Raw genomic sequence first — 12489 nt, forward strand, 5'->3', positions numbered from 1 at the left:
CCGGGGCTCTGGACAACCAATCAGTTCATGATGTCGACGATGAACGTCGGGTGACGGGGCGTTTGCCCAAGGTGCCTTCGATCACCAGTGCCTCATTCAAGCGGTCGCAGAACAGGCTCAACTGGAACCGACCGTTTCGGATGTCAGCGGTGCGGATCACCACCTGATAGGGGTCATCGGTAAACTCGAAGCGCGTAGCCAAGGTTGGGCTGAACACCATTCTCAGCGCCTGGGTGGAATAGTCGGAACTCCACCCGAGCGCACCATGGCTGCCCTTGAGCTGCGCAGTGTCGACCGGCGATATTTCAAGGCGGTAATGGCCGTTTCTGAACAGGGTGAGCTCGTCAGTACCGGGGATGATCGGTACAGGTGGCTGCTCAACGTCGGACTCGATGGTGATCAGCTCGACTTTCCATCTGAAGGCGGGAATGACAGTCAAATCGAACCGTTGCTTATGCGGTGGATGGAGCACAAGCTCAGCGGTCACTACAAATTGGCCAGCCGACTCCGACTTGAATGGGTACACAGATCGACCTTGTGCATCGGTCGCAATGGACACCTCCACGGGTGGTGTCGAATTGACCTTCCACAACACCGGATAATTGCCAACCGGCTTCGCATCCGCGTCGCTCGACTCCTTCACATCCACCCACAGCAATGTCGACAGCGCCGCACCGGCCACCGGGAAGCGAATGACTTCCGAATAGTTCTGAATCACGGCGTCACTCGCCACCCACACCTTGAGCTCGACCACGGGGTCAGTGCCCAACTGTGCGTAGATCGTCAGATCGCCGGGCTGCGGATCGGCCACCGAAAAGTCGCTGAACCCGTCCGCATCGCTGGCTCGCTCGACTTTGGTCGAATCGACACTCGTCCACCACATCACCTTCTCGCCCGCGACGGGTGCATCGTCGAGCCCGACAACCCGGCAGCGCACCGGCAAGGCATGACCGACCATCGCCACCGTGGCGACAGCAGGGTTGTCGAGAATCCGCGGTTTGTCGGCAAACACGATGGGGCGGCTGAAGGTCATGCTGTGACTGCCCTCCACGTTGCCGACTGTAATCGTAGCCTCGCCCGGACTCAGGCTGGAGATCCACACCTCGCTCAGGCCATTCTTGTCGGTGTACGTCCGGCTGGGGCGGATTTCCCCCAGCGTGGTGGACCAGGCCACCTCATGATAAGCACCCCGGTTGCCGTAATCGTCGATCAGCACGGCGTACATCCTCTGTTCCCACAGACGCCCTGCCAGCACCGGATCCTTGGGCGGCAATCCGCTCAACTCGGAATTGAACTTCAGGGTCTCCTCATCGCAATCGATCACCACCGACGGGGCATACACCGGTTCATACAGCGGCAAGTTGAACGACACGTGGGCGGTGCCCGTCCGCCCCCCCGCCTGGAGCCGGGCCCAGGCCCGCCCAAGATGATCGGTGCGGGTCACCGGCGTGAGCATGGCCCCCAGGTCTGTGGCCCAATGGATGTCCACGCCCTTGAGCGGTTTACCGTAAAAGTCGAGCAACAAGCATAAGAACTCCGCCACTTCCTGGGACAGGTTCGCGATCAGGGTCGAGTTGTCCACCACGCAACGGGTGGTGAAGCTCTGCCCGACTTCCGCCGAATCCTGGGCGGTGGTCATGGCATTGAATCGGACCAGGCTTTCCAGTGCGCTTTGCGCGGCCGAGGCATAGACCGGCTCCAGATCCAGCGGGTACAACGCGCCCAGGCGCAGCGCTGCCGTGGCATCCATCCCGTGCCGGGCCAGCTCCAATGTGCGATCCAGCAGATCAAGGTGCGCCAGATTGCACAGAATGGGCCGGGCCGGGCTATCGCTGCCTTCGATCTCGTGGTTGATGTGCTCGGCGCATTCGAGCACGTGCCGGATTCCGCAGCCGAAATAGGTGGCCAGCTTGTCGGCGGCGGCATCACGAACCAGGCGAAATCCGTCATCACTCAGGTCGTCGGGCAACTGGTTGACCTGAAGCAGGTAGTCGAGCATTTTTTCCTCGGGCTGGCGGGCCCGGGTAATCAGCCGACGGTAGAACGCCAGGTAGTACACTGACCGGATCGAGATCTCGTACGGGCTCTGGAGGCTGAACCATTGATACTGTTCGCCCGTCTGCAGTGTGGCGAGCATTTGCGGACTCAACCCAAGCTTGTCGGCAATCCTGCCACGCCGTTCCAGCTCCGCAAGCATTTGCAGGAATGAATCCGGTTTCTCCAGCACCTGTTGCAGGCGTGCGGACTGCAACTTCATGGCTTCTTTCAAAAAGTCATACGGATGCCCCTGAGCCCAGGACAACACCTGCGCAGCCAGCAATGAATCCAGTTTCAGATAAACCGAAATGCCCTCTTCCACCACCACCCGCTGCTCATCCCGGCAACGCAGTACGATGGTGCGGATCAGGGTTATCAGTCTCTCGGACTCTTCGTCGACAGGATTCTGGTCAAGGATATCCCACACCACTGTCTCGATCAGTTCGTCGGCACGCGCCAGATACTGCGCCTCGGTTTCGCCATGCTGCCCGACCACCAGCCCGTTGCCATCCACCAGCCCGGTCAGCCGGTCCAGCCATTTGATAAGCTGCTGCTTGCTGTCACGCAGCGGTGCCCCCTCCTCCAGCAGCGTGGCCTCCTCCACCAATACCGGCTGCGCCTGGCTACGCAATTGCCGCAGAAACTGCTCCTGGGCCTGCGACCAAATCGTCGGCACAGAGACAGAGTTGACGTTCTGCACCAACCACAGCACCGGTATATCGTAATCGCGGGCCCATGCCGCACAGGTCATCAACCCACGGATGGCGCTCAACGCATCCGCGCCGTCTCCCGAGCCGTAACTGGACACCGTCGGCTCACCCGCCAATTGCGCCACCAAGCCTTCACCTTCGCTCAGGGTTTGCAGCAGCGCGGTCGACTCGATAGGCGTCAGCCCGAACATTCGGCCCAGCCGCACCAGACGCCAGAAACTGGAAAAAATCGCCAGACTGCGCACCAAGTGCGTCTTGAGCCCATAGGCCTTGGCGATCACGGTGGCCAGGTAGCGGTAGGTCTCAAAGTTGATTTCCAGCGCGCTGCAGATCTGATGCACTGTCTGCTGTTCGGCTTCGGTGCGCGGTACGATGGCAAACTCGACATTGTCGATGCGCAAGGGGCTTTCATACATCGCCTCTCGGTTGTACACCCGGTCAAAGTGCGCCTGTTGTCCATCCTGACCGTAGACCAACAGCACGTCGATGAACGCCGCGAACTCTTCGGCCTTACAGTCGTATGCCGTATTCAGCTCCTTGAACAACCCCAGACAGCGCAACGTATTGGGCCGAATCCAGATCGACGGTTCTCCGGTGCCGCGACGCTCTGCGTTCATCGCCGCTATAAGCAATTGATCGACCAGATGGCTGGGCAATTGCAGCATGCGATCCAGCCGGCACTTGCGATTGATCCGGTCCATGCGGTGGGCCAGATGTGTGAAAGGCTCCTCCCCCACATTATGCATCTGGAACTCGTCCGCCCTTCCATCTCTCACCAAATCGATCGCAGGTTCTTGCCCCCCGTGAATGAACCTGGCGCCTGCCGTTACCCCCGTGAGCGGCACATCCGGGTTACCCAGCACCGGGGCGTTGGCCGACAGTTTGGGGGTAAAGGCACCACGCCCCAACAAGCAATCGACCTGGCGTTGATCAAGGCGTGTCGCATCCTTGAAAATCAAGAGTATGCGCAGGCTTGCCAGGCCCATCGCAAACTCGCCGAAATTTGCCTTGTAAAAATCTTCACTGGATTGCTGCGGATCCGCATCGACCAGCCGGGTTTGCGGATCCACCCTCCACAGCGGTGTGTTGGCCAGCTCGGTATTCAATGGAAAGTACGGATCTTCCAGCAACAACGACAAATGCAACGGCCCGATGCCGCTGCTCAGCTGCAAGGCCACATCGTCGCGATCGCCCCGGGCGCCCCGATTCTTGAAATACGGGTAGCCCAGATCGACCCGGCGAATGATCTCCCCCAGTGTCCCATTCTTTACCGCCTCGCCGACAACATGAGTGATGCTTGCCCAGTCGTGGTCATAAGGCAGGCTGTTGTGAAAACGGATCGTGCGCAGGTACGCCTTGACGGTCGGAAATTCGTTGCCGCGCCGGGACAGGATTTGAGCTTCAAGCGCCGCGTTGGCGATTTCCAGCCGTGACTGCACGCGGTTGATCGCCATCTCGTCGATCAGCAATTGATCCACATCCGGCCGACGCTCATCCAGCGCGATGGTCTGGTCTGGATCGCCCTGGGGCACGATGTTGTCTCGTACCCATTCACGCAGGGCCACCATGTAAGCGGTGATCGAAGCGCTGTGTTCAGGGCTGCCTGGCGGGGCCGCGCCGTCGACATCCGGTTTGAACTGTTCCTTGTACGTGGGCAACGGCACCAACGCCTTCTCATCGTCTGGCGTCGGTGCAGCGCGCAGGCTCTGCTCGCGATACACCCTGGCCATGTACAACGCCAGGGCATTGCCACGGGCGATCAACGAGCGGGCCTGTTCGCGGTCCAGGCCAAGCTTCTGCAAACCGCCGACGCCCAGTTTTATCAAGTCGAATACGCTGCGGTTCTGCGCAATGTACTCATCGAAAGGCAGGGCTGCATCAATGCGCTCCTCCCCCAGCACAGCCTTGACCAATTGGTGAATCGGACGATTGTCGGATGCATTCATTGCGCTATTTTCCCTTCAGGCAAAAACCAGGGCCGGATCCCCTCAGCGGGTTTGGCGGCTGCTTGCGTCAGGTTGATTTAGCGCTTGCTGACGAGCGTAGGTCTACTGTCAGATCTGACAGGTTAAATGACCGTTGGTCGTAAGACGTAGCATGGATGCCATTTGCAGCGGACAAAAAAATGGCCCTCACAAGAGGGCCAGATATCAAGGAAACAGCAACGCGTCAGCTGGCATCGATTACCGTGAAATCAGTCTCGAGCATCGAAGGGGATAGCAGGGTGTCTTTGTACCCTCTCCCTGCCATCTTGAAGTCACCCAGCGGCAACCCATCCATCACGATCACCCATTGCCCCCGCGCATCGGCAACACCCTTGCCCCAAACGACACCGGGGTTCCCCGCTCTGTAGAGCCGCACTTCCACCCCCGGCATTGCCGTGCCGCGGATCACTTCTCGAGGGGATATCTGGGCGTTCGCGACCGGGCTGACGATCACGGGGCGGTCTATTTTTTCGGCGACCTTGAATTGGATGAGAGCGCCCGACATAGCCGAGAGTTTATCGTCCATGCTCTGCCGAGCCCAGATCCGGTGGGCATCCGTCTGCACCGCCAGCTCAACCGCGCAGCGAACCGACCAGTTGCCTTGCGCATCCACTGTCGTCGTCGCGAGCACGGTCGTCTGGCCTGGATACAGATACACATTGAGCTCCGCACCGGGCATGCCTCTGCCGGCAAACGGCGGCATGCGTTCGAGTTCCTGGGCCGCATCGTTCACGGGCAAGTCGATGATCGGTCTTTCAAAAGCGTCTGGCACCTGGATCACCTCGACAGTGCGGTTCGGCAACAACCAATTCGAAGTGGCGCCATCGCGCGACTGACGCACCGAATAGGTATAAGCGCTGCCCGCCACTGGCAACTCGATCTGCGAGCGTGCCGCCCACTTCCCGTTGCGATCCACCCGGGTCGTCGCCAATACTTCGTTCATGTCACGCACCTTGCAGATGAAGATGTCAGCCCCTGGCTCCCCCATGCCGGAGAACATCGGCCACCGTCCAACCTTTTGCCCGTTGAGCGGGAAACCCACGGTGGGCGCTTCAAACTGGCCAGGCTTGCGTTCCACCATGAAGCGTCCGCTCTCGGCCCACTCCGAAGCCTTGCCGTCCACGGTCTGGCGCATGATCACCCGCGCCGCGCCGACGGGCAGCGCCTTGTTGCCCACCACTGCCCACCGGCCATCGTTATCGGCCTCCGTTGGCGGCGCCAGCACGTCTTCGGGGTTGAACCATGAAGCGACGGTGATGCGGGCCCCAGGCGTGGCCAGGCCACTGTACAGCGGCCTTTCCCCGACCCAGTCGCCGGGCAGGGGTTCGGTGATTTGCGGGGCCGGACCGAGCAAAAGAAAAGTACTCGTGGATGACGCGAGAGAGTCCAGCCCCGCACCGGCTCGCGCAAATGCCTTGATGCCGTTGGTGGCGATCATGTCGTGAACGAAGTTGGCCGACCAGGTACCATCCTCCTTCACCGTGACAGGGTCGAAGTTGTAAGCATTGCCTGTCCGTTGGACATGCACGGTATCCGCCGGATGACCAAATCCAGAGATCCTTAGCAGACGACCCAGCGCTTCGCCATTACGGGGCGTATCGATCACAGGAACGCCTGGCACCACCGTGATGACACGCTCGAACGGGTCACTGAGGTATGTCTTTTGACGAAGTCTGGCCTCCACGGTTTTCAGACCCACCGACAGCGTAAGCGTTTCCTCCCAACTGCCGTCCGGCTTCAATGGAATGCCTTTGATAAAGGGCTCGCGTTCACCCTTGATCGACAACTCAACGGTGCCCTCCGACGCAGTCGTTGTGCCAGTGAACATCGACGTCCGCGCCGGCCTGCCGTTTTGCGCCGGCACTGTTATTCCGGACTTCGGCACGCGCACCTTCACCGTCCGTTGTGCGGTCGGAGTGGATATGTTGCTACTGCTTCTGGATTCTTTCTGAACGGCATAAATGATCAGATTACCCGGGGCGCGCTCAGTCAGCTCCGCCTCCCATTCTCTGTTTTCACCTACCAGCCCGCCCCCTAGTTCCTGATGAGTGGACGAATAAACGACCACCCAGCAGTTCTTGAAGCCTGTGCCTTTGATGACTGGAACGAGATCGACCTCGGCGTTGGCGGCCGTTGTGATGGTCGGCACCGGGGTTTTTACCGTGAACGTTCGCGTGCGCGGTGAAGATGGCTGCCCTCCGCCAAAAGCCGCCGTGGCCGTGATGGTGTAGGTGCCTGGCGCCCAGTCTTCGGTGGCGGTCAGTTTAAACGTACCGCCCGTGGCCGTCAGCGATACATCCGGTTTTCCCGAAATCTTCAACACGATGGCCGACCCCGGCCAGGCGCGACCGGAAATCTCCGGGCGCTGTCCGGCGGGGACACCCTCGGGTGGATTGGTGAATTCAGGGGGAGGCGAGGCCACGGTCATCGAAAACTTGACACTGTGAGTGGACCACTGAGTGTTCACCCCTTGCCGTGCGGTCAGGTTGGTGTAAACGCCAGGTGCAAGATCGGCAGTTGCAGTGGTGCTCCAGGTGAGGTTGGTCTGTACCGTGGCCTGTGGTACGCCGGCCAGGGCGACACCATTGTTGTAGATGCCGATCTTGACCTCATGCGTGCCCCACTGACGTCCTCTGCCGGAGAACGTTGCCCTCTGGCCGTTGACGGTGACGGTCATACCCGTTGGTACGGGTGTGCGGACAGTGATCGGAATTTTATTGGTCCAACCGGAACTATAGATACGCCCGGTTCCTCCATCGGGAACGCTTTGCCTACAGGAGAATTCGTAGTTATTTGGGACTAAGGTGGCCGGAACTTTAATCATCCAGCCACCTTTATCATCGACCAATGGAGTAAGGAAGTTATCGTCGACGTAGTGGATATTGATATGCACTTTAGTGTCGACGCCCTTGTAGCCGGTACCGGATAAGAAAATATCTTCTCCAACTGACTCGACTGCAAGTGTAGGTAGTAGCGGTCGAACAAGATAGAGACGCGAAGTTCCACGGTCGGATCGCACACTACCATAGATCTGTTCTGCCGTGACACTATGGGGCCCCGGTGTCGAAAACCGCACAGCCGCAGACCACCTCGCATTTGTAACCGGCCCGCCGCCGATCGGATTAGTCGAACCATCAAGGAATACATTTACGAAAAACTCACTACCCGTATGCCCCGCCCCCTCGATCGTTGTACTCATTTCTACTTCTGAAGCGGTTGTAGTTAGGGTGGGTGGAGCCAGTAGAAATATGTTCAGTTTCGTCCATGCAGCATTGCCTGAATCGATATGCCGTACGTTAAGTTCTGTCGGACCACCGCTTGGGTATCGGTCTTTGGCATTAAAACTTATCGCCCACTCGCCGCGGCTGTTTGCAGGATCACTTCCAAGTTCAGAACTTCCACCTGCATTCGTGAGTTGAATGTGTCGATTCGGCGCGCCCCAAGTCCCTGTCACGGACATCGCCGCATTGAGTTTGACGACTTCGCCCTCCTTAGGCGTACTGATTTTCGGGGCAGCGAGGTAAGTAATTGTCTTTCTTGCAGAGTACCGCTGATCATAACCTGAGACACGTTGCAGAATGACGATTTCATACGTTCCAGGGGGCACGCTCGAGAATAAACGTAACGACCATCTACTATTAGTAGGCGTTACATCTAGGGATATGCCATTACCATTGTGCACCCAAGCACTCACCAAACTTGAAGCGCCGCCCGACCCCGTAACCTCATTAGTAAACGTTGATTTATTATCTATGACAGGCAAGTCACTCGCATAATAGTAAAAATGATGCCAACCTGAAGTATCGTTATCTTTATCCCACTTGTGATTTAGTTGAACCGCCGCTGGCGCGTTCAACATAACTCGCTGGGTGTTCACGGATCGCCCATCGATCATATCGAAGTGTTCATACCAGAAGCGCGTGCCGTTAGTTATCAACTCCAAGAAAGCATTGTGTCTCCCATCTGTATTCAACGTCCAATTAAACGAGTGATCGCGATTTACAATTTGATTAGCCGTAATTCCAGTAATGAACATTGGGCGCACGGCCAAGCTTTCATTATCGTTTAACAGCGAAGGTTTCAAGTCCGCGTACTCTTCATCATTCTCGATACCTTCAACATCACTGAACTTGCTTTCATCTTCTGACATGATGCCGCCCTCGCCGCCGCCGACCGTTGAATAAACCAATGTTCTTTTCTACGTCGCTAACGGGGCGCTGCCTACCTGTAAAATTTGACAGTTCCGACAAACGGCACACCCCCGCATTTACACGTTCACGGTGATTTACAAAGGCTTGGGCAAGTGACTACAGCGCCTTGCGCAACGGACTACACATCCGCCAGAATCCGCCGGCTTGTGCGCCTTGGTCTTGCCCCGTAACTTGATCCGCGTCGCTGCCAATCAGCGATCGGGTTTAGTCGCCCGGGGTTTCACGAATGTGCACAAGCGTCATCCAGTCGGGTTTTCCCTATCCCCCGCACTTGATGGTGGCTGTTCGCAGGGCGCCCTCGGGCGCACCGGTTTTTCGTGATTCCCCGGTCGACTAACCTGCGTCCAGCCGCCACCCCTCGTTTAGTCGCGAGACGGTGGTAGCCCTAATAACGGAATCGCGAATATGTTTAAAGCAACACCGAATCCCCCAGAAACCGACCCGGTTTCCCCCTACGCCACCCTCGACTCCAGAAAGCTCCACGAAGCCGCCGAAAAGGCCCTCGATCACTACCTCAAACCCGACACCACCCCGCCGCGCTCATCCCAGGACCGTGCCATGAAAATGTTCGCCGTTGTCCCTGATGCCAACCCCGAAGCCTTGACCATCGAGACCTACGAAACCTTTTCGACGGTCAGCATTCTGCTGCTCGACCTGGCGGAAAGCCTGGACGACAAGCCGCGGCATCTGGCCATGGCGATTTACCGGATGAGTGAATTGGGGTTGATGCTGGTGGAGCGGTCGCTGGATAACGAGAAGGCGATCAAGGTGGCCGGGGCTTAAATAGCTGGCGCCTGGGCTGACGCCTTCGCGGGCAAGGCCGCGATAGCGTCAGTACAGGCACCACAGAACTTCAGGCCGAAGCAGGCAACGGCTGAAAACTGAAGTACTGCGTCAACGCCTCCACCAATTGCCCATACTCCGGCGGTGCCCGTTGCAGGCTGAACCCGGTGTCGTAATGGTGGGGCGTGGCGTCTTCATGGCACCACAGGCAACACGCCTTCAGGTCAATGACCTGCTGGCAGCCGTCGCTGGCGGGGATTTTCAATCGCAGGTCAAAGTCGACGCCCACCATCATCGGCAACTGGCTGATGAGCATCAGCCCGTCGCTGGACAAGTTGCCCAGAAAGCCGATGGGTTTGTCGGTGACGCTGTTGAACACTTTCAGAAAATACGGCAGTTGATGCCGCTCGATCCGGCGGTCGGTAAACATGCGCAAATGGCCCAGCAAGGCCCTTAAGCAGGGCCGCACTAATGCTTCGGAACGTGCCGGCTGCTTGATAAGCCTGGGCGCGCTCTCCCCGATCCTGGTGCGTCAGTCCTTACAACGCTGACGCTTACTGCTGCCGATCACAGGTATCACCCCGGTTTAGAGGCAAGGCTCTAAAACCGATCCATTCGACTATAGCTCACCACCGCCGGGCCGCCAGCCGTTGCATGACAGTGGCCATCAGAACTGCGTCGGGCGCACGGCCGCCGCGCTGCGCGCTGGGTAATGGCCCAGGCTCTGCAAGGTTTCCAGACGGGCACGGGCGCGATAGGCATATTCGCTTTGCGGGTACGAGGCAATGATGAACTGATAAGTCTGCGCCGCATCGATGAACAGCTTCTGCCGTTCCAGGCACTGGCCGCGCATCATCGACACTTCCGGCTGTACGTAGCGGCGGGAACGACTTTCACGATCGACCTTGGACAGTTCGAGCATCACCTGTTCGCAGTTGCCGCGTTCGTAGGCGCTGTAGGCATTGTTCAAATGATGGTCCATCGACCAATGGGTGCAGCCCGCAGCACTGAGGGCAAGGACGGCAATGAGCACGAATCGCATAAGGGGATCTCCTGTCTTGCGCTTTGTATCGACCCGTTGTCGGAAATCTTCAGGATGGCGTGCTGCAAAGTTGTCACGTTCAATAAAGAAAGCAATAAGTAGTGCAAACGAACAATGACTACACCCAAAGACCATAGTAGCCTCTGCTAGCGCTTGAACTCAGGAGTCTTTGCATGTCCGTTCGTCGTACCAAAATCGTCGCTACCCTTGGCCCGGCCAGTAACTCGCCGGAAGTTCTCGAACAGCTGATTCTGGCTGGCCTGGACGTCGCCCGCCTGAACTTCTCCCACGGCACCCCCGACGAGCACAAGGCTCGCGCGAAGCTGGTGCGTGACCTCGCTGCCAAGCACGGCCGCTTCGTCGCCCTGCTGGGTGACCTGCAAGGCCCGAAAATCCGTATCGCCAAATTCGCCAACAAGCGAATCGAGCTGAAGATCGGTGATCAATTCACCTTCTCCACCAGCCATCCGCTGACCGAAGGCAACCAGCAAGTGGTCGGCATCGACTACCCGGACCTGGTGAAAGACTGCGGCGTGGGCGACGAGCTGCTGCTCGACGACGGCCGCGTGGTGATGCGCGTCGATACCGCCACCGCCACCGAACTGAACTGCACCGTGACCATCGGCGGCCCGCTGTCGGACCATAAAGGCATCAACCGTCGCGGCGGTGGCCTGACGGCGCCGGCTCTGACCGAGAAAGACAAGGCCGACATCAAGCTCGCCGCCGAAATGGAAGTCGACTACCTCGCCGTGTCCTTCCCCCGTGACGCCGCCGACATGGAATACGCCCGTCAACTGCGCGACGAAGCCGGCGGTACTGCCTGGCTGGTGGCGAAGATTGAACGCGCCGAAGCCGTGGCCGACGACGAAACCCTCGACGGCCTGATCAAGGCCTCCGACGCGGTGATGGTGGCCCGTGGTGACCTGGGTGTGGAAATCGGCGACGCTGAGCTTGTGGGCATTCAGAAGAAAATCATTCTGCACGCACGTCGCCACAACAAGGCCGTGATCGTCGCGACCCAGATGATGGAGTCGATGATCCAGAACCCGATGCCGACCCGCGCCGAAGTGTCCGACGTAGCCAACGCCGTGCTCGACTACACCGACGCCGTGATGCTCTCGGCTGAAAGTGCTGCTGGCCTGTACCCGCTGGAAGCGGTGCAAGCCATGGCGCGCATCTGCATCGGCGCTGAAAAGCACCCGACCAGCAAGACCTCCAGCCACCGCATCGGCAAGGAATTCGAGCGCTGCGACGAGAGCATCGCGCTGGCAACCATGTACACCGCCAACCACTTCCCAGGCGTGAAAGCGATCATCGCGCTGACCGAAAGCGGCTATACCCCGCTGATCATGTCGCGTATCCGCTCGTCGGTGCCGATTTACGCGTTCACCCCGCACCGCGAAGCCCAGGCCCGCGCAGCGATGTTCCGTGGCGTGTACACCGTTCCGTTCGACCCGGCCTCGCTGGCACCGAACGAAGTCAGCCAGAAAGCCATCGACGAGCTGGTCAAGCGCGGCGTCGTGCAGAAAGGTGACTGGGTGATCCTGACCAAGGGCGACAGCTACCACACCACCGGCGGTACCAACGGCATGAAGATCCTGCACGTGGGCGACCCGCAGGTCTGAGTGACCGATAGCTGAAAAACAAAAGCCCCGCCATGTGAATGGTGGGGCTTTTTTCGTCTGTGGTGATCGTTCCCACGCAGAGCGTGGGAACGATCG

6 protein-coding genes are annotated in these 12489 nt (G+C 58.8%); 2 read left to right on the forward strand and 4 right to left on the reverse strand.

The features are described from left to right. Positions 1–25: 25 nt before the first annotated feature. Together AC07VO_RS16805 and AC07VO_RS16810 are read right to left on the reverse strand one after the other, a co-directional pair. Positions 26–4693, reverse strand: a complete 4668-nt coding sequence (locus AC07VO_RS16805) for a Tc toxin subunit A (RefSeq protein ID WP_495007629.1) — start codon at positions 4691–4693, stop codon at positions 26–28. Between the two features lie 223 nt (positions 4694–4916). After that, complete coding sequence (locus AC07VO_RS16810) at positions 4917–8882, reverse strand: hypothetical protein (protein WP_495007630.1); 3966 nt, start codon at positions 8880–8882, stop codon at positions 4917–4919. Between the two features lie 466 nt (positions 8883–9348). Here AC07VO_RS16810 and AC07VO_RS16815 point away from each other — a divergent pair, with 466 nt between their 5' ends. After that, positions 9349–9726: a DUF6124 family protein gene (locus AC07VO_RS16815; protein ID WP_495007631.1), complete on the forward strand. Its 378-nt coding sequence runs from the start codon at positions 9349–9351 to the stop codon at positions 9724–9726. 70 nt (positions 9727–9796) lie between these two features. Here AC07VO_RS16815 and AC07VO_RS16820 read toward each other — a convergent pair whose 3' ends face one another. Together AC07VO_RS16820 and AC07VO_RS16825 are read right to left on the reverse strand one after the other, a co-directional pair. Beyond that, positions 9797–10156, reverse strand: a complete 360-nt coding sequence (locus tag AC07VO_RS16820) for a PilZ domain-containing protein (RefSeq protein ID WP_018926535.1) — start codon at positions 10154–10156, stop codon at positions 9797–9799. 237 nt (positions 10157–10393) lie between these two features. Next, positions 10394–10768: a tetratricopeptide repeat protein gene (locus AC07VO_RS16825; protein WP_018926536.1), complete on the reverse strand. Its 375-nt coding sequence runs from the start codon at positions 10766–10768 to the stop codon at positions 10394–10396. 173 nt (positions 10769–10941) lie between these two features. On the opposite strand from AC07VO_RS16825, the gene pyk reads away from it, so the two are divergent. Next, the gene (pyk, locus tag AC07VO_RS16830) at positions 10942–12393 is read left to right on the forward strand and encodes a pyruvate kinase (RefSeq protein WP_018926537.1); all 1452 of its coding nucleotides are present in this window, start codon (positions 10942–10944) and stop codon (positions 12391–12393) included. The last annotated feature ends 96 nt before the right edge of the window (positions 12394–12489 follow it).

This window comes from Pseudomonas sp. GW821-FHT03E01, assembly GCF_059420765.1.